This is a genomic window from Kribbella pratensis, from assembly GCF_004365355.1.
In the GTDB taxonomy this organism is placed as follows: Bacteria; Actinomycetota; Actinomycetes; order Propionibacteriales; family Kribbellaceae; genus Kribbella.
This window is the reverse complement of record NZ_SODP01000003.1, coordinates 195,765-219,354: the sequence shown is the minus strand read 5'-3', so window position 1 is coordinate 219,354 and position 23,590 is coordinate 195,765. Positions and strand designations below refer to the sequence as shown.

General features: G+C 68.0%; 22 protein-coding genes. 9 read left to right on the top strand and 13 right to left on the bottom strand.

The annotated features are described in order from the left end of the window. The first annotated feature begins 1 nt into the window (after position 1). The 4 genes from EV653_RS28790 to murQ all read left to right on the top strand — a co-directional run bounded on the left by EV653_RS28790 (position 2) and on the right by murQ (position 4,891). Positions 2 to 1,285, top strand: a complete 1,284-nt coding sequence (locus EV653_RS28790) for an exo-beta-N-acetylmuramidase NamZ family protein (RefSeq protein WP_238160467.1) — start codon at positions 2 to 4, stop codon at positions 1,283 to 1,285. Continuing rightward, complete coding sequence (locus EV653_RS28785; protein ID WP_134107255.1) at positions 1,282 to 3,006, top strand: serine hydrolase domain-containing protein; 1,725 nt, start codon at positions 1,282 to 1,284, stop codon at positions 3,004 to 3,006. Before EV653_RS28790 ends, EV653_RS28785 begins: the two co-directional genes overlap by 4 nt. Before the next feature lie 36 nt (positions 3,007 to 3,042). Then, complete coding sequence (locus tag EV653_RS28780) at positions 3,043 to 3,930, top strand: MurR/RpiR family transcriptional regulator (RefSeq protein ID WP_134107253.1); 888 nt, start codon at positions 3,043 to 3,045, stop codon at positions 3,928 to 3,930. Between the two features lie 67 nt (positions 3,931 to 3,997). Then, positions 3,998 to 4,891 carry an N-acetylmuramic acid 6-phosphate etherase gene (gene murQ / locus EV653_RS28775; protein ID WP_134107251.1) on the top strand — a complete coding sequence of 298 codons (894 nt, stop codon included), beginning with the start codon at positions 3,998 to 4,000 and terminating at the stop codon, positions 4,889 to 4,891. On the opposite strand, the gene EV653_RS28770 is transcribed toward murQ, so the two are convergent. From EV653_RS28770 to EV653_RS28740, 7 genes are all read right to left on the bottom strand, one after another. Continuing rightward, positions 4,874 to 6,061 carry a low temperature requirement protein A gene (locus tag EV653_RS28770; protein ID WP_202871882.1) on the bottom strand — a complete coding sequence of 396 codons (1,188 nt, stop codon included), beginning with the start codon at positions 6,059 to 6,061 and terminating at the stop codon, positions 4,874 to 4,876. The two genes, murQ and EV653_RS28770, sit on opposite strands and share 18 nt — an antisense overlap. 10 nt (positions 6,062 to 6,071) lie before the next feature. Next, a complete protein-coding gene (locus tag EV653_RS28765; RefSeq protein WP_134107249.1) occupies positions 6,072 to 7,517 on the bottom strand; it encodes a ketol-acid reductoisomerase in 1,446 nt (481 codons plus the stop codon). Between the two features lie 75 nt (positions 7,518 to 7,592). Continuing rightward, a complete protein-coding gene (locus EV653_RS28760; RefSeq protein WP_134107246.1) occupies positions 7,593 to 8,684 on the bottom strand; it encodes a Gfo/Idh/MocA family protein in 1,092 nt (363 codons plus the stop codon). After that, positions 8,677 to 9,450: a ThuA domain-containing protein gene (locus EV653_RS28755; RefSeq protein ID WP_134107244.1), complete on the bottom strand. Its 774-nt coding sequence runs from the start codon at positions 9,448 to 9,450 to the stop codon at positions 8,677 to 8,679. Before EV653_RS28755 ends, EV653_RS28760 begins: the two co-directional genes overlap by 8 nt. 19 nt (positions 9,451 to 9,469) lie before the next feature. Further along, positions 9,470 to 10,270, bottom strand: a complete 801-nt coding sequence (locus EV653_RS28750) for a carbohydrate ABC transporter permease (protein WP_134107242.1) — start codon at positions 10,268 to 10,270, stop codon at positions 9,470 to 9,472. 9 nt (positions 10,271 to 10,279) lie between these two features. Continuing rightward, positions 10,280 to 11,218 carry a carbohydrate ABC transporter permease gene (locus EV653_RS28745; protein WP_134107240.1) on the bottom strand — a complete coding sequence of 313 codons (939 nt, stop codon included), beginning with the start codon at positions 11,216 to 11,218 and terminating at the stop codon, positions 10,280 to 10,282. Positions 11,219 to 11,222: 4 nt separating this feature from the next. Next, positions 11,223 to 12,458, bottom strand: coding sequence for an ABC transporter substrate-binding protein (locus EV653_RS28740; protein ID WP_134107238.1), 1,236 nt, complete (start codon positions 12,456 to 12,458; stop codon positions 11,223 to 11,225). A 147-nt stretch (positions 12,459 to 12,605) separates the two neighbouring features. Between EV653_RS28740 and EV653_RS28735 the strand changes: the two genes are divergently transcribed. Next, a complete protein-coding gene (locus EV653_RS28735) occupies positions 12,606 to 13,667 on the top strand; it encodes a LacI family DNA-binding transcriptional regulator (protein WP_134107236.1) in 1,062 nt (353 codons plus the stop codon). Here the strand turns inward: EV653_RS28735 and EV653_RS28730 are convergent. From EV653_RS28730 to rplM, 4 genes are all read right to left on the bottom strand, one after another. After that, a complete protein-coding gene (locus tag EV653_RS28730; protein WP_134107234.1) occupies positions 13,600 to 14,424 on the bottom strand; it encodes a LysR substrate-binding domain-containing protein in 825 nt (274 codons plus the stop codon). The genes EV653_RS28735 and EV653_RS28730 overlap by 68 nt on opposite strands. A 181-nt stretch (positions 14,425 to 14,605) precedes the next feature. Further along, positions 14,606 to 15,952 carry a phosphoglucosamine mutase gene (gene glmM / locus EV653_RS28725; protein WP_134107232.1) on the bottom strand — a complete coding sequence of 449 codons (1,347 nt, stop codon included), beginning with the start codon at positions 15,950 to 15,952 and terminating at the stop codon, positions 14,606 to 14,608. Positions 15,953 to 15,959: 7 nt separating this feature from the next. Then, entirely contained in the window at positions 15,960 to 16,481 is a 522-nt protein-coding gene (rpsI, locus tag EV653_RS28720) for a 30S ribosomal protein S9 (protein WP_134107230.1), read from the bottom strand. Positions 16,482 to 16,516: 35 nt separating this feature from the next. Beyond that, positions 16,517 to 16,960 carry a 50S ribosomal protein L13 gene (gene rplM, locus EV653_RS28715; RefSeq protein ID WP_130441431.1) on the bottom strand — a complete coding sequence of 148 codons (444 nt, stop codon included), beginning with the start codon at positions 16,958 to 16,960 and terminating at the stop codon, positions 16,517 to 16,519. Between the two features lie 276 nt (positions 16,961 to 17,236). Between rplM and EV653_RS28710 the strand changes: the two genes are divergently transcribed. Beyond that, positions 17,237 to 18,523 carry a citrate synthase gene (locus EV653_RS28710; protein ID WP_238160463.1) on the top strand — a complete coding sequence of 429 codons (1,287 nt, stop codon included), beginning with the start codon at positions 17,237 to 17,239 and terminating at the stop codon, positions 18,521 to 18,523. Between the two features lie 275 nt (positions 18,524 to 18,798). After that, positions 18,799 to 19,608, top strand: coding sequence for an SDR family NAD(P)-dependent oxidoreductase (locus EV653_RS28705; RefSeq protein WP_134107226.1), 810 nt, complete (start codon positions 18,799 to 18,801; stop codon positions 19,606 to 19,608). A 93-nt stretch (positions 19,609 to 19,701) separates the two neighbouring features. Here the strand turns inward: EV653_RS28705 and EV653_RS28700 are convergent, their stop codons facing one another. After that, positions 19,702 to 20,157: a nuclear transport factor 2 family protein gene (locus tag EV653_RS28700; RefSeq protein ID WP_134107224.1), complete on the bottom strand. Its 456-nt coding sequence runs from the start codon at positions 20,155 to 20,157 to the stop codon at positions 19,702 to 19,704. Positions 20,158 to 20,278: 121 nt separating this feature from the next. On the opposite strand from EV653_RS28700, the gene EV653_RS28695 reads away from it, so the two are divergent. Next, the gene (locus tag EV653_RS28695) at positions 20,279 to 20,827 is read left to right on the top strand and encodes a TetR/AcrR family transcriptional regulator (RefSeq protein WP_238160453.1); all 549 of its coding nucleotides are present in this window, start codon (positions 20,279 to 20,281) and stop codon (positions 20,825 to 20,827) included. Then, on the top strand, positions 20,824 to 21,831 hold the full coding sequence (locus EV653_RS28690) for a hypothetical protein (protein ID WP_238160445.1): 1,008 nt from the start codon (positions 20,824 to 20,826) through the stop codon (positions 21,829 to 21,831). Before EV653_RS28695 ends, EV653_RS28690 begins: the two co-directional genes overlap by 4 nt. On the opposite strand, the gene EV653_RS28685 is transcribed toward EV653_RS28690, so the two are convergent. Then, positions 21,828 to 23,579: a hypothetical protein gene (locus tag EV653_RS28685; protein ID WP_134107222.1), complete on the bottom strand. Its 1,752-nt coding sequence runs from the start codon at positions 23,577 to 23,579 to the stop codon at positions 21,828 to 21,830. The two genes, EV653_RS28690 and EV653_RS28685, sit on opposite strands and share 4 nt — an antisense overlap. Positions 23,580 to 23,590: the final 11 nt, after the last annotated feature.

Below are 23,590 nucleotides of genomic sequence, written 5' to 3'. Positions count from 1 at the left end.
CATGAAGCGACGTAGTTTGCTCGCCGGCGCCGGTGCGCTGGCCGCCGCACCGCTGATCGACGTACCGGCCGCCCAGGCCGCCCACCCCGCCCAGAAGCGCAAGGTGATGACCGGCGCCGAGGTGCTGGCGAACGACGGTTGGCGGGCGCTGGCCGGCCAGAAGGTCGGCGTGATCAGCAACCCGACCGGCATCCTGCCGGACTACCAGCACATCGTCGACACGATGCACGCGTCCGGGCAGGTGAACATCGTCGCGGTGTTCGGCCCCGAGCACGGGTTCCGCGGCAGCGCGCAGGCGGGCGGTTCGGAGGGCGACCACATCGACCCGCGGACCGGGATCATGGTCTACGACGCGTACGGCGCGAACGCGGACAAGCTGGCCGGCCTCTACACGAAGTCCGGCGTCGAGACCGTCGTCTTCGACATCCAGGACGTCGGCGCGCGCTTCTACACCTACATCTGGACGATGTTCGAGGCGATGCTCGCCGCGGTCCGCACCGGCGCGAAGTTCGTCGTCCTCGACCGCCCGAACCCGGTCGGCGGCTACGCGCGCGGTCCGATGCTGAAGCCCGGCTACACCTCGGGAGTCGGCAAGAAGGAGATCGTCCAGCAGCACGGGATGACCGTCGGGGAGCTGGCCCGGATGTTCGACGCGGAGTACCTGCCGCTGGAGCCTAACGGCGGCCGGCTGAAGGAACTCCAGGTCATCGAGGTGTCGAACTGGAAGCGCGACCAGTTGTACGACGACACCGGGCTGACCTGGGTGATGCCGAGCCCGAACATGCCCACGCCGGACACCGCCCTGGTGTACCCGGGCCTGTGCCTGTTCGAGGCGACCAACATGTCCGAGGGCCGCGGTACGACGCGGCCGTTCGAGCTGATCGGCGCGCCGTACGTCGACTACCGGTGGGCCGAGGCGCTGCAGACCAAGCACATCCCGGGCGTCGCGTTCCGCGAGGCGTACTTCACGCCGACGATCAGCAAGAACGCCAACGTGCTCTGCGGCGGCGTACAGGTCCAGATCACCGACCCGCACAGCGTCGAGGCGATCACCGCGGCGACGCACATGATCGTCGAGGCCCGTAAGCTCTACCCGCAATTCACCTGGCGGGAGGAGACCCCACCCGGCCGGTGGATCGATCTCCTGACCGGTTCCGATCGGTTCCGGACCATGCTTTTGGCGGATGCGACCGCCGAGGAGATCGTGGCAGCCTGGAAGCCCGAGACCGACGCCTGGACGGCGCGGCGGGCGAAATACCTTCTGTACAAGGGCGCGCACCGATGAAACGGCTCGCCGCGCTCACGATTGCTTCGGCGGTGATGGTGACGATGGGAACGCCTGCGGTTGCTGGCGGCAACAAGTCGGGCTGGTTCGACCACCCGTACGACGGGTACGCGCCGAAGACCACGCTGCTGCGCGACTCGACCCCGGCCGCCGCGGGTCTCGACCCGGCGCCGATCGACGCGGCCCTGACCCAGGTCGCGGGCTGGACGCAACCGAGCGGTACGACGAAACCGTTGTACGCCGGTGCGGTCACGCTGCTCGGCCACGACGGGAAGATCGTCACCCGGACGGCCACCGGCATGGCGCTGAAGTACGCCGACGGCGCCGGCACCGAGCTGCCGCCGGACCAGCAGATCCCGATGCGGACCGACACGATCTTCGATCTGGCGTCGGTGTCCAAGCTGTTCACGTCGATCGTCGTGCTGCAGCTGGTCGAGAAGGGCAAGGTCGACCTGGACGCGCCGATCGCGACGTACGTCCCGGAGTTCGCCGAGAACGGCAAGGAAGCCGTCACGGTCCGGATGGCGCTCACGCACACCAGCGGCTTCCCGTCCTGGCTGCCGCTGTGGAGCTCGCAGCCCGACCCGGCCTCCCGCCTGCACATGGCGCTGACCGCCAAGCTCCTGAACCCGCCCGGCAGCACCTACCTCTACAGCGACCTCAACCTGATCTCGCTCGGTGAGGTCGCGCACCGGGTGACCGGCAAGACGCTCGACAAGCTGGTCGCCGACGGCATCACCAAACCGCTGCAGATGCGCGACACCGGCTACAACCCGGACCCGAAGAAGAAGCCCCGGATCGCGGCCACGGAGTACCAGACCTCGCCGCCGCGCGGGATGGTGTGGGGCGAGGTGCACGACGAGAACGCCTGGTCCCTGGGCGGTGTCGCCGGCCACGCGGGCGTTTTCAGTACTGCGGACGACCTCGCCGTACTGGCGCAGACGTTCCTGAACGGCGGCAGCTACCGCGGCGCACGGATCCTCAAGGAATCCTCGGTCACCGCGATGATCACGAACTTCAACCAGGGCTTCCCGGGGAACGACCACGGCCTCGGCTTCGAGCTCAACCAGCGTTGGTACATGGGCGGATTGTCCGGACCGCGCACGGCCGGCCACACCGGGTACACGGGCACGTCGATCGTGATCGACTTCGACTCGCGGTCGTTCGCGATCCTGTTGACCAACCGGGTCCACCCGAGCCGCGACTGGGGCAGCAACAACCCGGCCCGTCGGGCCGTCACCCAAGGGCTCGCACTGGCCCTCGGCGTCGGCCCGCGCCACGGCAAGGACGCCTGGTTCTCCGGTACGACGGACGGCGCGACCACGACACTCTCGACGAAGGTCGCCGTACCGGCCGGTGGAGCCAAGCTGGCCTTCGACCTGTTCGTCGACACCGAGGACACCGATCTGCTGTATCTGGAGTCTTCGACCGACGGAACCACTTGGAACAAGGTGCCTTTCACAGTGCGCGATCGTGGGTCCGTGGTCGACCACGACGGCTCGATCAGCGGTTCCGGCGACCGGCACTGGCATCAGGTGACCGCGGAGCTCGGCGCCGGCGACCAGACCATCCGCTGGCGATACACCAGCGACCCGCTGTACCAGGGCCGCGGTGTCTACGTCGACGGTGTGAAAATCACGAGCGGGACTGGTGTTCTTCTCGACGGTGAGCGCACGCCTGAATCATTTACCGCAACAGGTTGGAGACTTTCGCGTCGGTGACCCCACTTCGTGCATAGTCGCCGTACCGTGGCTGTCATGAATTCAACAACCTCTCCAGAACCCACGGGGCCGCTGCTGGTCCGGGTCCGCGCGGTGATGCCCGCGCTGGCGCCGGCCGAGCAGCGGGTGGCGAACGCAGTCCTCGCTGACCCGGGCGGAGTGGCGGCGATGACGATCTCCGAACTGGCCGAGGTGGCCTCCACCTCGGAGACCACGGTCATCCGGTTCTGCAAGCAGATCGGCGTCCCCGGCTACCCGCAGCTGCGGCTGCAGCTGGCGGCCCAGTCGGCGCAGGAGAGTATCCGCCCCGAGGTGGGCGGCGACATCGAGCCCGGCGACTCGCTGGCCGACGTTGTCAGCAAGGTCGCGTTCGCCGACGAGCGGGCGGTCCGCGAGACCGCGCAGCAGGTCGACGTGGACGCACTGGCGAAGGTGGTCGACGCGGTCGTGAAGGCGCCGCGGGTCGACCTCTACGGTTTCGCCGCGAGCGCGTTCGTTGCGCTCGACCTGCAGCAGAAGCTGCACCGGATCCGGCGGGTGGCGTTCGCGTGGTCCGACGTACACATCGCGCTGACCAGCGCCGCGCTGCTCGGTGAGGGCGACGTCGCGATCGGTATCTCGCACACCGGCACTACGGTCGAGGTTGTCGAGGCGCTCGAGGAGGCGGCCAAGCACGGCGCCACCACGGTCGCGGTGACGAACTTCCCGCGCTCGCCGCTGGCCCGTACCGCGGACCTCGTACTGACCACCGCCGCGCGCGAGACGACGTACCGCTCGGGGGCGATGGCTTCGCGGATCGCTCAGCTGACCGTCATCGACTGCCTGTTCATCGGGGTCGCGCAGCAGGTGCTGCCGGACGCCCGGAAGGCGCTCGAGGAGACCGCCAGCGCGGTCCGCGGGCACCGGCTCAAAGGATCCGAGTGACGTCAACCATTTCCGTCAAAGATGAACGGAATTGAAAAACCTTCAGTAGAAAACTAACATCGATCCTGTGACCTCACCGACCGAGCAGCGCAACCCGAGGACGCTCGCCATCGATGCGGTGGGCACGTCCGAGATCCTCCAGATGCTGAACAACGAGGACGCCCGCGTCGCGGGTGCCGTCAGTGCTGTGATCCCGGAGCTGACCAAGGCCGTCGACGCCGCCGTCGAGGCGGTCCGCGGCGGCGGCCGGGTGCATTACTTCGGCGCCGGTACGTCGGGACGCCTGGCGGTCCTGGACGCCGCCGAGCTGCTGCCCACGTTCCACGTGCCGGACGGACTGGTGGTCGCCCACCACGCCGGCGGGATGGAGGCGCTGCTGCGCGCGGTCGAGAACGTCGAGGACTCCGAGGACGGCGGCGCCGCCGATGCGGCCGCGGTCACCGGCCAGGACCTCGTCGTCGGCCTCGCCGCTTCCGGAAGCACGCCGTACGTCGCCGGCGCCCTGAAGGCCGCCCGCGCGGCCGGGGCGACCACCGTGCTGGTCACGTCGAACCCGGACGCCCCGCTGGCGCCGCTGGCCGACGTCGTGATCGCCGCGGACACCGGCCCCGAGGTCATCGCCGGCTCGACCCGGTTGAAGGCCGGCACCGCGCAGAAGATGATCCTGAACGCGTTCTCGACGACGCTGATGATCAAGCTCGGCCGCACCTGGTCCAACCTGATGGTCGACCTGGTGGCGACCAACGCCAAGCTCCGCGGCCGGATGCTGCGCATCCTCGCCGAGGCCACCGGCGCCGACGAGGCCGCCTGCGAAGCCGCCCTGGCCGAGGCCGACGGCGAGCTCAAGCCGGCCCTCGTCCACCTCCTGACCGGATCACCCGTCGCCCAAGCCCGAGCCGCCCTTGACGCCGCTCACGGCCGCGTGGCCACCGCCCTGGCCGAGCTAGGCACCCCCGCCTGAGCCCTCATCTGAACGCTGCACCGGCGGGTGGATGACGAGCGTCGCCACGATCAGCGCCATGAAGACGGCGGTCAGGGCGAACGGGATCGGGATCAGCGGATCCAGCAGGACCAGGCCGGCACCGAGCGGTACGACGATGTTGACCGTCCGATCTGCATTGTCCTTGATCGCGATCCACCAGATGCCGAAGACGAAGATCGCGATCGGGATCGTCACCGTGTAGGAGGCGGCGACCTCGCTCAGCTCGGTGTGGTGCGTGATGCTGTCGATCTCGACCTCGATCCCGGCCGAGAACGCGCCGGCCGCGGCGAAGACGAAGTAGTGCACGTAGCCGTACCGTATCGAGCTCGCGAACGTCCTGATCGCGGTGTGGTGCGGCGGCCAGAAGTAGATCCACCACATCGCCGCCGTGACCACGAGCGTGAGCACGGAGAGCGCGATCAGCGGGCCGAGCGCCTCGTGGTCGTGGACGGCCTCGATGATCGCGTTGGCGGACGCGAGCAGGCTCTCGCCGAGCAGGATCAGCGTGAACAGGCCGTACCGCTCCGTGATGTGGTGCGGGTGCCACGGCGTCGTCCAGCGCCGCTCCGCGACGACAGGCACGAGGAGTTCGGCGAGCACGAACACGCACCAGGCGACCACCACCACCGTCCCGGACATCGCCAACGTGGTCAGCCACAGCACCTGCACGACGGCGATCCCAGCGGCGTACCGCAGGGTCGCCTGCCGGCTCTCCCCGGTCCGGTGCGATGCCCGCAGCCATTGCGCGATCATCGCGACCCGCATCACGACGTACCCGAAGACCACCACGGTGAAATCGCGGTCGGCGAAGACCTGCTCGATGCCTGCGGCGAGCACGAGCACCCCGCTCATCTGCAGGATCGTCAGCAGCCGGTAGAGCCAGTCGTCGGTGGCGAACGAGGTGGCGAACCAGGTGAAGTTCATCCACGCCCACCAGATCGCGAAGAACACCATCGCGTACGACCCCAGGCCGTCGACGATGTGCTTGTCCGACAGCGCGTGATGCAACTCGGACGCGGCGACACTCACCGCGACCACGAACACCAGGTCGAAGAACAGCTCGAGCGAGGACGCGGTCCGGCCGGGCTCGTGCGGATCCCGCGGGCGCATGGGGATCAGCCGTGACCGCGTCATCGTCGGGGACGTCATGGCGCCCAGGCTAAACGGAAATATCCACCGAGGGGCGTAGCTTCGCAGCCGCGGCCAGAGCGTCGTGGGCGGGGTTGCCTTCGAAGTCCTCCAGCAGTGCTCGGTCCGCGGGACGGTCGAGCCGCGGGAGGGCGATCTGCTCGTACGCCGCCTGGAAGCGCGGGCCCCAGCGGCGGGTGCCGAGGCGGGCGGTGCGGGAGCAGTTGTCGACCATGTACGCGACGTCGCGGGCGTGCATGTACGGCAGCAGCGAGTCGACCGCTTCGATCACCGACTCGTTCACGATCTCCGACCAGGCGTGCCCGCGGGCGGCGAACTCGTCGACCTGCGCCATCATCGTCGCGACGAACAGTCCCGCGGTGACCGGATCGATCTTTTGGTCGGCTGTTGTGCGGCGGGCGTGCACCTCGGCGCTGTGCGACCACATCGGGCTGCCGCCGATCTCGGTCATCGGCCGGGTGGCGAGCCGCTGCTCGGCCAGGATCACGCTCCGCAACTCGGTGCCGTCGGCAACTTCATCGTAGATCTCCGCGACGAGGTCGCGGGCCGGCCGGTACGCCGCGGAGTACGCGCGGTCGAACAGGTCCTGATCCCCGCAGGCCGCGCGGACGGCGGCCAGGCCCTCGTTCGAGATCGTCCGTGCGATCGGCCCGGTGATCGCCTCGGTGGAACGCTCGTACGCCGTCACCGGATCGGACCCGCCGATCCGGAAGTACCTGTACAGCGCCTCCACCAGCCCGTGGACGGCGCCGAGCAGGATCGCCCGCTCACCGACGATGTCGGACCGGTACTCGTCGGCCAGCGTGGTCGCGAACGTGTACGGCGACCCCAGCCCGATCGACCACGCGAGCGCCCGGTCCCACCCCTGCCCGTCCGGATCCGCGTGGACGGCGATGCTCGCGTTGATCCCGGCCCCGTTCACCGTTTCACCTTGCCGGTAGAGACGGCGGACGGAATCTCCCATCCCTTTCGGACAGACCGCGATCACCGGATGCCCTTCAGGGAAGGCCGATCCGATCGCCTCCAGGTGGCCCAGGAGGAAGCCGTGCGAGAGGCCGATGGTGGCGCCCGGCTTCAGCACCGCGAAGATCTTCTCGTGCTCAGCGGCGAGGGCGGCGTCGGCGATGAGCAAGATAACCAGGTCGGATGCGGCCGCAACCTCCAGCCAGTCGCCGAGCGTGCCGTCGTCCTCGCTGAACCCCTCGGCCCGAGCATCCTCCGCGGACGCCGACCCCGGCCGAAGCCCAACGCTCACGGTGATCCCGGTCCCGGCGAGCGAGTCCCTCAGGTTCAGGGCCTGCGCCCGTCCCTGCGGCCCCCAACCCAGTACGCCGATGCGCTCCACCCCGTGCAGCGCTTCGGGCAGCAGCGGGAACAGGTCCCGTCCGCCCCGCACGATGGACTCCGTCCCACCCGGCACGACCATGCTCTCGACCCGAAACACCGAACTCTTCATGCCACCAGTCAAAGGGCGGTGCGCACATTGCAGCAAGCGCAATGTACGCACCGCCCTGTTGCACGGACTGAAAGGCTAGGGCTCCAGACCGACTGCCTTGAGCGGGTTGGGCCAGGACTTGAGGGCTGCCTGCAGGGCTGGGTCCTGGGTGGTGGCGATGGCCTCGGTGTGGGCCTCGGTGATGACGTCGGCGATGCGGACCGGGGCTCCGGTGGTGGCGGAGCGGACGGCGGCTTCGACCATCGCCAGGCTTACGACGTTGGAATGGACCTCGGATTGCGGGGTTGCCGACGTACGGACCGCGTTCACGAACTCGACCAGCGAGCCGGCGATCTCCTGGGGTTCGTCGGACATGACGGCCGGCAGGGGCTCGCCCGACACGAGCTCGGCGACGGGCGCGTTGTCGCCGTCCCAGGTTGCTGTGCCGGCGGCGGTGCTCGCGCGCCAGAAACCGTTCCAGGAGGTTTCGAGGCCCGGGGCGCACCAACTGCCGGTGAAGGTGAAGCGGGAGCCGTCGGCGTACGTGAAGATCGCGGACGCGGCGGCGTTACCGTCGAACCAGCTCCAGGGCGGGTTGTACGAGTCGCAGTACACCGAGACCGGCTCGGACCCCATGAGCTTGCGGGACAGGTCGAACTGGTGGATCGCCATGTCGACGAGGAGCGGTTCGGCCATGCGTTCGCGGAAGCCGCTGAAGTGGGGGGCTTTGTAGAACTCGCACGACAGCGTGCCGATCGGCCCGAGCTCGGCCAACTGCCGTTGGAAGGCTGCCACGGCGCGGAAGTAGCGCCGGGATTGCGAGACCATCAACAGCTTCCCGCTGACCTCGCTCGCCGCCACCATGACCAGGCACTCGCGGACTGTCTCGGCCAGTGGCTTCTCGCACAGCACCGGGAGGCCGCCGAGGAGTGCGTCGACGCTGACTTTCGGATGGGCGACCGGGACGGTGACGTCGATGACCGCGTCAGCATCCTTGCTCAGTTCGTCGATAGAGCTCGCAATGGGGAGATCGGGGAAGCCGTGCTGGTCAGCGGCGGACCGGGCGGTTTCGAGGTCCAGGTCGACCAGGCCGACCAGCTCGACGTCCGCGTTCGCGGCGATGGTACGGAGCCAGGCCCGGCCCATACCGCCGGCGCCGACCTGGATCAGCCGCAAGGGCTCAGGCATCCGCGGGCTCCTCGATCGGGCCGGAGTAGCCGTGACCGTTGAAGAAGTCGTCGGTCTCGTAGCGCAGCAAGGTCGGCAGCGCCCGCTCGGGCAGATCGGTGCGAGCCCACTTCACGCCGTTCGCGATCACCTTGCGGACGTCCTTGTGGTGGTACACCGGGTAGTCCTGGTCGCCGGGTGAGAAGTAGAAGATCTTGCCGTGCCCGCGGCGGAACGTGCAGCCCGAGCGGAACACCTCGCCGCCGGAGAACGACGACACGAAGACCAGTTCGTCCGGCACCGGGATGTCGAAGAACTCGCCGTACATCTCCTGCTGCTCGATCACGATCGGGTGCGGGACGCCCTGCGCGATCGGGTGTGTCGGGTTGATCGTCCACACCAGCTCGCGGTCGCGCTCACTGCGCCAGCGCAGGGTGCACGTCGTACCCATCAGCTTGCCGAAGATCTTGGACCAGTGACCGGAGTGCAGCACGATCAGGCCCATACCCGACAGGACGTGCTGGTACACGCGATCGACCACCTTGTCGTCGACCTCACCGTGCGCGGCATGCCCCCACCACACGAGGACGTCGGTCCCGGCCAGCACCTCGTCGGTCAGGCCGTGCTCCGGCTCGTCCAGCGTCGTGGTGGAGACCTTGGCGTCGGAGAGGTTCTCGCGGATACCGGCGGCGATGGTCTCGTGCATGCCGTCCGGGTAGATCTCGCGGACGTGCGGCTCGATCTGCTCGTGCCGGTTCTCGCCCCAGACGAGTACGTTCAACGTCATATTCGTTGTCCTTAAAGGGTTATTTGACTGCCCCGCCGATGGCACCGGCGGCGATGTACTTCTGCGCGGCGACCAGCAGCACGATGGCCGGGATCGCCGAGAGCACCGCGGTCGCCATCACCGCGTTCCAGTTCTGCACCTGCGTGCCGAGGTACTGGTAGATCCCCAGCGTCACCGGCCGTACGCCGCCCTTCGTGGTCAGCGTCAGCGCGAACAGGAAGTCGCTCCAGGAGAAGAGGAAACTGAACAGTCCCGCGGTGATCAGCGAGTTCCTGCTGATCGGCAGCACGATCGCCACGAACGCCCGGAACAGCCCGGCGCCGTCCACCCGCGCGGCCTCCACCAGCGACGGCGGCAGCGACATCATGAACGACCGCAGGATCAGGATCGCGAACGGTATCCCGCTGCTGCAGTTCGCCACGATCAGACCGGGGATCGAGTTCAGCAGCCCGATCCGTTCGTACGCCGTGTACAACGCGTTCGCGATCACGATCCCCGGGATCATCTGCGAGATCAGGATCGCCAGCAGCCCGATCGACACCCAGCGGGAGCGGAACTGCGAGAGCGCGTACGCACACGGGGTCGCGATCGCGAGACTGAGGACGACGGTCCCGGCCGCGATGATCATGCTGGTGACGAGGTTGCCGCCCTGCTCGTCGAGGGCGCGCTTGTAGCCGGTGAACGTCGGGTGCAACGGCAGGAAGCCGGCGGTCAACGTGTTCCCGGACGGCTGCAGGGACGCGTTGACCATCCAGTAGACCGGGAATAGCATCACGGCCAGGATCACGATCCCGATGACGGTGTACGCCGTACGTCGCATGCTGACCTCCTACTCGTCGACCGCGCGGCGGGTGCTGCGCAGGTAGAAGATCGCGAACACGAACGAGATCGCGATCAGGATGTTGCTCAACGCGGCGCCCTGCCCGAACTTGAAGTCCACAAAGGATTTCTCGTACGACTGGGTGGCGAGCGTCTGCGTCGCGTTCGCCGGTCCACCGCCGGTGAGGCCGAGGATGATGTCGAGGACCTTGATCGTGTAGACGACCCCGAGCATCAGCACCACACCCGCCACCGAGCGCAGGTTCGGCCAGGTGATGTGGAAGAACGCGCGCCATCCGGTCGCGCCGTCGAGCTGCCCGGCTTCGTACAACTCGTCCGGGATCTCGGACAGACCGGAGTACAGCAGCGTCACGTTGAACGGGATGCCGATCCAGATGTTCACGCCGATCACCGCGATCAGCGCGACCGACGGCGAGTTCAGCCACGGCACCGGATCGTTGACGATGTGCAGGCCCATCAGGGTCCGGTTGAGGATGCCGCTGTCCTGCTCGAGGATCGAGCGCCAGGTAGCACTCGACACGATCAGCGGCAGCAGCCACGGCAGCAGGAGCAGGGAGCGCAGCAGGCCGCCGAGCGGGAAGCGATTCCGGAAGAACAGCGCCAGGCCGAGCCCGATCACGAACTGGAATGCGATCGACCCGATTGTGAACAGCGCGGTGTTGAGCATCGCGTCCGCGAACAGCTTGTCGTGCACCACCGTGGAGTAGTTCTGCAGCCCGACCCACGGCGCGACGCCGGTGAAGAACGTCTTCAGGGTGTAGTCCTGCAGACTCATCAGCAGGTTCTTCACCACCGGGTAGCCGAACAGGGCGATCATCGCCACCGCGGCCGGGAGCACGAACAGGACCTTGGTCAGGTCCTCGCCCCGGCGGCGCCGGCCGCGAACGCGCTCGCGGCCGGCCACCGTCGTACGTGTGAGTACCACCATCGGATCAGCCCCCGGAGGCCTGCTTGAAGGCGTCCTGGGCAGAGGCCTTACCGGTCAGCGCCAGCTGGATGGCCTGGTAGATCACCTTCGCCGCGTCGGGCCACTTGTCGCCGAGCTTGCCGGTCCGCGCGCGGGCGGTCTTCACCTGCTCGGCGAAGGCCTTCATCGATGGCACGTCCTTGGCGTACTGGTCGAGCAGCGCGAGCTTGGTCGGGAGGGTGAACCGGGCCTTCGCCCAGGCCAGCTCGTTCGCGTCCGAGTTCAGGCACTTCACGAAGTCCGCGGCCTTCTGCTGCTTGGCCTGGTCCTTGTTCAGCGGGACGGTCCAGGCCTCGCCGCCGAGCGGTGCGACCGGCGTCTGGTCCGGCTTGTTCAGCGGGAACGTGACCACGTCCCACTTGATCTTGGGGTACTTGTTCAGCGCCGGGATCTGCCAGGGCCCGTTCACCATCATCGCGGCCTTGCCAGCGATGAACTGGTCGTTGACGTCGCCCTGGGTCCAGTTGATGACGCTCTTCGACGCCGAACCCGACTTCACCAGGTCCACCCACAGTTGCAGGGCTTCGGCCACCTGCGGGCTGGTCAGGTCGGTCTCGTCACCGCCGTTGGTCCACATCGCCGGCAGGAACTGCCACGAACCTTCGTACGTCGCGTTCGCGTTGAACGCCATTCCGTACCGGCCGGGCTTGGTGAGCTTCTTGGCCGCGGCCTTCAGCTCGTCCCAGGTCTTCGGTGGCTGGACGCCGGCCTCGGCCAGCATGTCCTTGTTGTAGAACAACGCGATCGTGTTGGTCACCGGCGCGAGTCCGTAGAGCTTGCCCTGGTACGACGTCGCGTCGACCATGCCCTTGATGACTCCGTCGCCGTTCAGCCCCATGTCGTTCAGGGGCGCCAGCGCGCCGGTCGCGGCGATCTGCTGTACGTCGGGGTTGTCGAGCATCAGCACGTCGGGCAGCGTCTTCGAGGACGCCTGCTGCAGCACCTTCTGGATCAAGGTGTCACCAGGCACCGTCTCCCGTTGGATCGTGATGCCGAGCTGCGACGCGCAGGAGTCAAGTCCCTTCTGGACAAGGGATTTGTCCGGGTCGTTGTTGTAGTAGTCCAGGATCGTGAGGCTCTTGACGCTGTCGCCGGACGATGACGACGACTGGCCACCGCCGCCGTTGTCACCGCAGGCGACCAGCAGGAGCGACACCGTCGTCGCACCCGCCAGCGCGGCGGCGATCCGCTTGCTGATCATGACATCGGACTCCTTCTAAGCGTTTAACCAACGGACGAGGGAAAACCGTGCTGCACTTGTCGATTGGGCGGTAAACCGCTTAACTGAGGCGTTGAAGGACTATGTTCCGTAGGTCACATCGCTGTCAAGAGTTCAGAGGGGGATTCGATGGTCACGATGCGGGACGTCGCTCAGCGTGCCGGGGTGTCGATCGCGACCGTCTCGTTCCTGCTGAACGACACCAAACCGGTGACGGCGGCGACCCGGGCGCGGATCGAGCAGGCGATGGTCGAACTCGGCTATCGACGCAACATGGTGGCCCGCGCGCTGGCCAGTCGGCGTACGCACATCATCGCGATGGCCTACCCGGCGCTCGAGCACCGGTTCGGGATGTCGACCGCGGAGTTCTTCACCAGCGCGGCCGAGGCGGCACGCAAGGAGGACTACCACCTGGTGCTCTGGCCAGTCGGCAACGACGGGGTCGAACTGCGAGAGCTGCTCGGGCAGGGCCTGGTCGACGGCGTCGTGCTGATGGAGGTGCAGCTGGACGATCCGCGAGTCGACGTACTGCAGCAGGCCGGTACGCCGTTCGCGTTGATCGGCCGGACGACCGAGCTCGAGGGTTTGTCGCACGTCGACATCGACTTCGACACGACGGTCGAGGATGCGGTGAAGCATCTGTACGACCACGGGCATCGCGAAATGGCCTTGATCTCGGGCGATCTGGACGATCCGCGGTTCCACGCCTACGGTCCCTGGGTCCGGACCGAGGACGCCTATCGCCGGGTCGCCGCGTCGTACGGACTGCCCGTCGTCGTCCTGCCCTGTTCGGACACCACTCAGGCCGGCAAGCTGGCCGCGGAGCGCTTGCTGGCCGAGCATCCGGAGACGACAGCGGTCCTGGTCCTGAACGAGTACGCCGCGCTCGGCGTCGTCGCCGGCCTGAGGCGCAGCGGTCGCGAGATCCCCGCCGACGTGTCGGTCCTGTCCCTGCTGATGGTCCCGGAAACCGCGGCGATGACGGATCCCGAGCTCACGATGATGCGAACCCCGGGGCCCGAGCTCGGCCAGCTCGGCACCGAGGCTCTGATCCGCGAACTCGAAGGCGCCGACCCGCTCCCGCCCCAACTGGTCCCCGCCAAACTCTTCCCCGGAGCGACGGTCACAGCCCCCAAAGCGCCGCAACCAAAGGCCTCCGCAGGTCGCCGCGCCGCACGCAAAGCCCGATAGTCAGCTCCCCCAGCTCCGCCGGCACTTCGACCAGCCGCTCGCGCACCGCCGACGAGTCCAGCACCAGCCGCGGCACGACGCCGGTCCCGCATCCCAGCGCCACCAGGGCAAGCAGCGCCTCGTGCCCGTCCGGCTCCGCGGCGATCGTTGGCTTCACCCCCGATCTGCGGAACCACCGGAACGCCGTCTCCCGAACCAGGCCGCGCGCGGGTACGACGTACGACCCGTCGGGCTCGCTGTCCCGGGCGTGCACCAGCACGAGGTCCGTGACTGCCACCGGTCGACTCACGAGCGTCTGCGGAAGGCGCTTCGGGATACCCGCGACGGCTGCATCGACCTCGCCCTCGTCGAGTCGCGCGAGAGCGGCCGCGGCATCACCGGTCCGCACATCGAGCCGGATCTGCGGATGCGTTGCCCGCAACGGCTCGAGAAGGTCGGGCAGAAGAGTCTGGCATGCCGTGACGGTGGCGAAGATCCGCAGGTCGCCGGTCAGCCCGGCCGGCTCGTCGGATCCGGCCTGGTAGTCGCCCCACAGCTCCAGCGCCTGCTCGGCGTACGCCGTGAACCGCCGACCCTCTTCGGTCAGTACGACACCCCGCGGCCCGCGATCCAGCAACCGGGCGCCGACCCGCCTCTCCAGCCGCTGGATGGTCCGGGTCAGTGTCGCCGCGCTCACATGGCACTCGAGGCTGGTCCGCCCGTAGTTCAACGTGCGCGCCAGATGCAGGAACAATCCCAACTCCCGCTCCACGCTCATCCCTCCGGTGATGGTGCCGTAACGACAGGACGTATACGCCCACTGAACCAGACCTCACGCCTGAGAGCCGCCGCCACGGCGACGAAATCGGCACTACCTCCTGTCCTTAGGCACAACGACCGCGAACGCAAGGACGCCGGAGAGCCTGGCGGCTCTCCGGCGTCCTTGGTTGTGCAGAGTTCTACAGCTTGAGCGAAGTCGCGACGACGTCGGCGAGGGAATGGGCGATCTCGTGTGCGGTGTCCGAGGACTCGGCCTCGACCATGACGCGGACGAGCGGCTCGGTGCCCGACGGGCGGAGCAGAACCCGGCCCGAGTCACCCAGTCGGGAGGTGGCATCCGCGACGGCGGACTGGACTGCGGCATCGGTGCCTGCGCGGTTCTTGTCCACGTCCTTCACATTGACCAGGACCTGCGGGAGGCGGGTCATCGCGCCGGCCAGATCGGCCAGGGTCTTCCCCGTCTGCGCGACCCGGGCCAGCAGCATGACCGCGGTCAGCGTGCCGTCGCCGGTGGTGGCGTGGTCGGACAGGATCACGTGCCCGGACTGCTCACCGCCGAGCTTGTGGCCGCCGGCCTTCATTGCCTCGAGCACGTACCGGTCGCCGACCTTGGTCTGCTCGACCGCGATCCGCTCCCGCACCATCGCCTGGACGAAGCCCAGGTTGCTCATCACGGTCGCGACGACCGTGTCGTTCGACAGCCGGCCGCTGTCGCGCATCGCGAGCGCCAGGACCGCGAGGATCTGGTCGCCGTCGACGAGCTCGCCGTTCGCGTCCACCGCCAGGCAGCGGTCCGCGTCGCCGTCGAGCGCGATGCCGACGTCCGCGCGGTGACCGATCACCTCACGCTGCAGACCCTCGATATGCGTGGATCCGCAGTTCAGGTTGATGTTCAGGCCATCCGGCGCGGCAGCGACCGTGACCACCTCCGCGCCGAGCCGGCGCAGTGCCTCCGGCGCGGTCTGCGAGGCCGCGCCGTTCGCGCAGTCGATGACGACCTTGAGACCGTCGAACCGGTTCGGGGCCGAGCGGACCAGGTGCGAGACATAGGTCTCGAAGCCCTGCCCGTCGTCGGTGACCCGGCCGACGTCAGCGCCGGTCGGGCGCTGCCACTCCTCGTTCATCCGGGCCTCGATGGCGTCCTCGATCACGTCGTCGAGCTTGATCCCGCCGCGGGCCAGGAACTTGATGCCGTTGTCCGGCATCGGGTTGTGGCTGGCGGACAGCATCACACCGAGATCGGCGCCGGTCGAGCCGGTCAGGTACGCGACGGCCGGGGTCGGCAGGACGCCGAGCCGGACGACATCGACGCCGGCGCTGGCAAGACCAGCGACGACGGCGGCTTCGAGGAACTCACCACTGGCACGAGGATCCCGGCCCACAACGGCGCGCGGCCGGTGCCCTTCGAAGGCACCGGCCTCGCCGAGTACGTGAGCTGCCGCGACCGACAGGTCGAGCGCCAGCTCCGCGGTCAGGTCCACGTTCGCCAGGCCACGGACTCCGTCCGTACCGAACAAACGCCCCATCAGGTGATCAGCGCTTGCTGTACTGAGGCGCCTTACGGGCCTTCTTGAGACCGGCCTTCTTACGCTCCTTGATCCGCGCGTCGCGGGTGAGCAGACCGGCCTTCTTCAGACCCGGACGGTTGGCCTCGAGGTCGGCCGCGTTCAGGCAGCGGGCGACACCGAGCTGCAGCGCACCGGCCTGGCCGGTGATACCGCCGCCGTTGATCCGGGCGATCACGTCGTACGAGCCCTCGAGGCCCGCGACGACGAACGGCTCGTTCACGTGCTGCTGGTGGACCTTGTTCGGGAAGTAGACGTCGAGGTCCTTCCCGTTGATCTTCCACTTGCCGGTGCCCGGGACGATCCGGACGCGGGCGACGGCCTCCTTGCGGCGACCAGTGGCGCCGGCCGGGTTGATGACCGCGACCCGACCCGTCTCGGCGCGCTGCTCCGGAGTCGGGTTCGTCTCGGAGGTGTAGGCGACCGGGCCCTCGCTGTCGATGGGGACCTCGGGGTCGAACTCTTCGGTCTCGGTGGTGATGTCGCTCACGCTGTGAATCCTCGTTTACCTGGTTCGTCGATCGCTTACTGGGCGATCTGGGTGATCTCGAACGGCTTCGGCTGCTGGGCCGTGTGCGGGTGCTCCGGGCCGGCGTACACCTTCAGCTTGGTCAGCAGCTTCCGGCTCAGGCGGTTCTTCGGCAGCATCCCCCAGACGGCCTTCTCGACGGCCTTACGCGGGTCCTTGTCGAGGATCTCGCCGATCGGCGTCGCGGTCAGACCACCCGGGTGACCCGAGTGGCGGTACGCCAGCTTGTCGGTCCGCTTGGTGCCCGACAGGGCCACCTTGGAGGCGTTGACGACGATGACGAAGTCGCCGCCGTCCACGTGCGGGGCGAACGTCGGCTTGTGCTTGCCGCGCAGCAGGGTGGCGATCTGGACGGCGAGCCGACCGAGCGTGACGTCGGTGGCGTCGATCACGTGCCACTCACGAGTGACGTCAGCAGGCTTCGGGCTGTACGTGCGCACGGTCGTTGACCTTCGTTTCTCAGAGGTTGACTAAAACTGGACGTCGGCGAGCGGTCAGCCGACACGGCATCGACCTGGAACGCACAACAGCAGCCCAGAATACCGGCGACGGCACGCGTGGGTCAAAGCGAGCCCACACGCCGAGGGGACCCCGGCTTGGAAGCAGCTGAGGACCGCACTAGTTTAGCGGTGAAGATTGCAGTCCGAACCCGCGTCCCGCCGGCTGATCTACCCTCATTCATCCAGGCGATGACGCCAGCTTCCGAAGAGGGCATTGTGACCGAACAGTCGCTCACCGTCCGGGACAACCGGACCGGCAAGGACTTCGACCTTGCCATCACCGATGGCACTATCCGTGCCGCCGACCTCAAGCAGATCAGCGCATCCGACGGCGACGGTGGCCTGGCCACCTACGACCCGGGCTTCGTCAACACCGCGTCCTGCCGCTCCTCCGTCACGTTCATCGACGGCGACAAGGGCATCCTGGAGTACCGCGGGTACCCGATCGAGCAGCTCGCCGAGCAGTCCAACTACCTCGAGGTCGCGTACCTCCTGGTGAACGGCAAGCTGCCCAACAAGGCGGAGTACGAGGCCTGGGCACACGACGTGACGTATCACACGTTCGTGCACGAGAACCTGAAGACCTTCATGCAGGGCTTCCGGTACGACGCACACCCGATGGGCATGCTGCTGGCCTCGGTCGGCGCGCTGTCCACGTTCTACCCCGAGTCGCGCAACATCTTCGACGAGGAGTCGCGGGCGCTGCAGATCCGCCGGCTGATCGCCAAGATGCCGACGCTGGGCGCGTTCGCGTTCCGCCACGCGCAGGGCAAGCCGTACGTGTACCCGGACAACGAGCTCAGCTACACGGCGAACTTCCTGTCGATGCTGTTCAAGATGAGCGAGCCGAAGTACGCCGCCGACGACCGCCTGGTGCGGGCGCTGGAGATCCTGTTCATCCTGCACGCCGACCACGAGCAGAACGCGTCCACCAACGCGGTCCGCGCGATCGGCTCCACCCAGGTCGACCCGTACACCGCGGTGGCCGGCGGGATCGGTGCCCTCTACGGCCCGCTGCACGGCGGCGCCAACGAGGCCGTGCTGAAGATGCTCCGCCGGATCGGTTCGGTCGACAACGTCGGTTCGTTCATCGAGGGCGTGAAGAACGGCGAAGAGCGGCTGATGGGCTTCGGCCACCGGGTCTACAAGAACTACGACCCGCGCGCGAAGATCATCAAGAAGGCCGCCGACGACGTCTTCGAGGTCACCGGCATCAACCCGCTGCTGAAGATCGCCGTCGAGCTGGAGAAGATCGCGCTGGAGGACGAGTACTTCGTCTCCCGCAAGCTCTACCCGAACGTCGACTTCTACTCCGGCCTGATCTACGAGGCCCTGCAGTTCCCGCCGGAGATGTTCACGGTCCTGTTCGCCATCCCCCGCACCTCCGGCTGGCTGGCCCAGTGGCTCGAAATGCTCGGCGACGGCGACCAGAAGATCGCCCGCCCCAAGCAGATCTACACCGGCGCCCGAGGCGTCCAGTACGTCCCCATGGGCGACCGCTGACCCTCTCTTTGTACGGCCCCTCGACCACTCCCTGGTCGAGGGGCCGTTTGCTTGTAGGCCCCCGCGTCCCTTCGCAGGCGCTACCTTCGTCGCTCCGCTCCTCACCGCAACCACTCCGCGCGCTCCACCTCGGCCCGCCGGATGCGTCCCGTCCAAGTGTCGCCGGCGTTGCGACCTGGTGCTCGCGCTGCCGCCCCGACGGACCGCAGCCGCCGGCGGACATCTAGAGGCCTGCTCCGCGGTTTTCTGTCTGTGGGCGCTGTTAGCTTCGGTCAATGGCGACGTTGGTGGGGAAGGTTGCGCTCGTCACCGGGGCGAGTCGTGGGGTGGGGAAGGGGATCGCTCTCGGGCTCGCCGAGCAGGGGGCGACTGTTTACGTGACCGGGCGGACGACGACTGGCGCGGCGCCGCCCACGCCGCTGCCGGGGACTGTCGAGGAGACCGCGGCGGAGGTCACCGCGCTGGGTGGGCGCGGGGTGGCGATCGCGTGTGACCATCGCGATGACGAGCAGACGCGGGCCGCCGTGCGGCGGGTGGTTGATGAGGCCGGGCGGATCGACGTACTCGTCAACAACGTGTGGGGCGGTTACGAGTACTTCTGGGACGGTACGCCGTTCTGGGAGGAGGCCGGTTTCTGGACGCAGCCCCTCGAGCGCTGGGATTCAGCGTTCCAGGCCGGCGTACGAGCGCACTACGTGACGACTGTTGCGGCAGCTCCGACTATGGTCACCGCCGGGTCCGGCCTGATCGTCAACGTGTCGTCGGAAGGTGCCGAGAAGACCGAAACCGGCGTCGCGTACGGCGCTGCAAAAGCGGCAACCGACCACATGATCGCGTGCATGGCCCACGAACTCCGCGACCACGGCGTCACCGCGGTTTCGCTCTATCCCGGCCTCGTGCGCACCGAGTCGGTCCTCCGCGCGGCGGAGTTCATCGACCTGACCGACTCCGAATCCCCACTCTTCGTCGGCCGAGCAGTCGCAGCCCTAGCCACCGACCCAAACGTCATCCACCACACCGGCCAAGTACTCCGCACCTCAACCCTCGCCCAGCACTACCACTTCACCGACCCCCACCCCCGCTGACCAGCCCGATGGCGGCACGAGCGGGGTGGGGAATTGGAGATGGCCCCGGGCGGGCTTGGTGTCTCGGTCCGGGGCCATCGGGCGGCTCTGGGGCTAGGACGTGGCGGGGGTGGCGGACGGTTCCCGGAGGTGGGTGATGAGTTGGTCGACCTGGCCGCGGGCTCGGATCATCGCCAGGTGGTCGATGTAGTCGCGGGACTCGACGATCAGGCCGTCGCGGACCCGGAGTACGAAGATCGCAGGGGCGGTGAACGGCTCGCCAGTCGCCAGCACAGTGCCGGCGTACTCGAATTCGGCAACGATCACCTCGGGGTCGGCCGTCTGATGGACGCGGATGTTGGCCGGCTGGAAGCGGACCACCTCGCTCACCCGCGGACCGTTCACGCCGAAGTGCTCCTCGAGGGCGGCGCGGGTCAGCAGCGGGTGGTCGCCATACGGGTTCATCGGGTGGCGTACGTCGGTCTGCTCGGCGTACAGGCCCGGCAGTACGGCGAAGTCGCGGTCGGCGACGCCGTGGACCAGCTTCAGGAAGAGCTCTTCGGGAGTCATCGGATTCCTCACAGGAGATAAACGGAGTGATGACTTCGAATATATGGAGTAACGACTTCGTTTACAACCCTGAGCCGGTTCGCAGCGTCTCTTGGGCTGAGGGCGACGAAGGGGAGCTGGGGTGCGAGCAGACGCGCGCGACAACCGAGCCAGGATCATGACCGCGGCGGACGATGTCTTCGGGCGATCGCCGAGCGCGTCCACCGACGATGTCGCGCGACTGGCGGGGGTCGGCATCGCCACCGTGTTCCGGCACTTCCCCACCAAGACCGAACTGCTCGAGGCCGTGCTGACGTTGCGGCTCGAGCGCCTGCGGGACCGCGCGCTCGAACTGGCCGGCAGCGACGATCCGGGCAAGGCGTTCTTCGAGTTCTTCACGCAGGTCGTGTCCGAATCGGCGTCGAAGCTGGCGATCGGCGAGGCGCTGACCGCGGCCGGCGCAGCTGCCGGCGAGGAAGCACGAGCTGCCGGCCGCGGCATGCGGGAGGCATTCAACGGCCTACTTACCGCGGCGCAACGGGCCGGTGCCGTGCGATCGGACGCGGAGATGGCCGAGGTGTACGCGCTGATGATCGGCGCGTCCCGCGGCGCGACCGCGGCCAAACTCGAGCCACCGGTCCGCGACCGGATGCTCGCCCTGATCTACGACGGCCTGGCGCCGCGTTCGTGAGACGCCGCTGGCGCTCGTGGTCCCGCGCCCGCCGAATCCTCGTCTCGGCCGCGCTCGCTGTCGTCGTCCTGATGATCGCTCCCCTCGGTACCTACGCGGCCTCACTTCGCTTGCAGTACGCCGGTGAGCCGTCGGCCGGGGCGCGCACTCGCAACCACGACGCGCTCTGGCTCGGACACGCCTGGGTCGACGGCCGGAAGACCACCGCCGACGTGACCGCACTGGCGCAGCGCCTGCAAAGCACCGGAATCCGCGATGTGTACGTACACACCGGTCCGCTCGAGCACGACGGTTCGTTGCCGTTGGCAAAGGTTTCGCCGAAGGCGAGCTGGTTCGTCGACGCGATGCACGCGGCGGCCCCCGTCGTACGCGTGCAGGCCTGGCTCGGCGACGTCGTACAACCGGGCAAGAACCCTGGCATGAACCTCGACGATCCGGCTGTCCGCCAGCAGGTGGTCGCATCGGCGAAAGCCGTGCTGGCACAGGGCTTCCAGGGCATCCACTACGACTTCGAGCCGGTCCGCTCCGGCTCGACGGGCTACCTGGCCGTGCTGGACGAGACACGCGCACTCGGCACCACCCTCTCGGTCGCAGCGGCGCAGATCGACCCACTCTGGTACCTGCACGCAATCCCGATCGACAAGTGGTGGTCGCAGGAGTACTTCGCCAAGGTGGCGAGCCGCGTCGACGAGATCGCCGTCATGTCCTACGACACCGCGATGCCGCTGGAGTCCTTGTACGGCGGGTACGTCGCCAAGCAGACCGAGCTGGCGCTAGAGGTCACTCCCCCGAACACGGTCCTCCTCATGGGCCTCCCGGCGTACTGGGAGAGCAACCCGTCCCACTGGGGCCACGCCGAAACGGTCACCGCAGCAGTCCGCGGCGCCCGCCTCGGCCTCGGCAACTCAACCCGCCAGAACTTCGGACTGGCTCTGTACGTCGACTTCACCGCCACCGAAGCCAACTGGACCGCCTACCGCGACGGCTGGTGCCTCGCGCCCTAGAACGAGTTCCAGCGCGCGAGCACGAGGATCAGTGCGCAGACGGTCAGGAAGACGACATCGATCACCAGACAGTGCGCGACACGACGACCGACGGCCTCCACCGGCAGACCCGTGCGAGACCGCACCCGCAGCGTCTCGAACACCGCGGCCACGCGGGCTACCTGCTTCTTCTCGATGCCGCCCACAGCGTGCCAGTCGTCCCCACTCTCGAGGTTCAGCCGGTCCTCGTCGACCTCCACCGTCTCGACGGACCGCCAGGGCACGCGCCTCTCGAACCAGCCGCTGCGAATCCACAGGTCAGTCGCGGTGGCCGTCACCCGGTAGAACGTCCGTACGCCGACAAAGTGAACCATCTGCCCGGCGATCAGAGTCCCCACAATCGCCAGGAACCACTCGCCCCACACCGCTAGGGCCCCGATCACGACAGGTGCCAGCACCAGTACGGCGACGAGCCCTGGGCGGTCCCACCACGGCTTGGTCTCCAGAGGCACCTCCCAGGGCAGGGTCGGCAACTCCTGGGTCGGCTCCAACGGCACGCCCTTGGTTGCTCGAGTGACGCGATCCTGAGGCAGTCCGTCCACTGACTCGGTCTGCCATGGCATCCGGCGCGGCGCCCGGAACGGACCTATCGGCCGGAGGACCTGCTCACCGAGCAGCAGCGACGGCCAACTGCCCTCAGCCAGGTCTCCTAGCAGCAACGCCTCGCCCCGGTACCGCCGAAGGGTCTCCTCCCACTCCCTCTTCAGCTTGGCCGGCGCCTCGTTCTCCTCCTCGTCCAACGCGTCGAAAGCGTCGAACAGCCGCGCATCGCCCTCGTCGTCGTCCAGTTCGGTGTTCAGGAAGCCCAGCAGGACCGCACCATCCGCCGATCGGACCGCGAAGGCGCCGGAGGAGTCCGGCTCGATGCGGACCGGAAGGCCTTGCCCCGTCCAGGCCCTGCGGGGGCGGGCCCGGCGGAGGCGTACGTCGCGCAGTACGAACAGGATCGCCAACACCCAGGCACCGCCCGCGATCGTGTACCAGTAGGTGTAGTCGGCGAGCTCTGCGCGCGGCCGGAGCCAGCCGCTGTCGGCGGGGTCGACGAGGACCGGGATGCTGTCGCCGACGGCATAGTCGTCCAGCATGGTCACGGTGTGGTGGCGACCGTCAGGCAGCTGGAGGACGAGGTCCCCGTCGTCGGTCTGGCTCTTCACAACGGCTGTCTGCTCGACAGCGCGGCGCAGGTGGGTCTCCTCGCGCTGGTCCTGCCACCGCATCAGACCGAGCGCACCGACGCCCACGAGCACCAGAGCCCCGGCTACGAGGAGCCTGGTGGTCACACCGATCCGTGCGGCCGCCGGAACCCGCACCTCTCGCCGCGGCACACCGGCTGCCACGGATCGTTGCCTCAGACGACTGACAACGAGCCAGACGAGCAGAGCGGTGCACGCCGCGCCGTACACCGTCCAGGCGGTGCGCGCGCCTGCCACATCGTCGTACCGGAGCTCGATAACCAGGAACAGCAAGCCGGCTGCCGCTGCCAGGACCGGCTGCCACCAGAGCAGCACAAGCGCCGCGAAGCAGGCGATCAACGCCAGTGAGAAGGTCCGGTCCGGCCCGCACACCGTGGGGTCCTCGACCGAGCACCGACCGGTGTCGGACGCGACCGACACCACGATGGCAGCGACCCAGCCTGTGGGCATCAGCCAGCGGTAGATCCAGCTCGGGACAACGGTGCCGGCCCAGCGAGCGGCCACATCGGCTGTCATCGGAGTTCCCC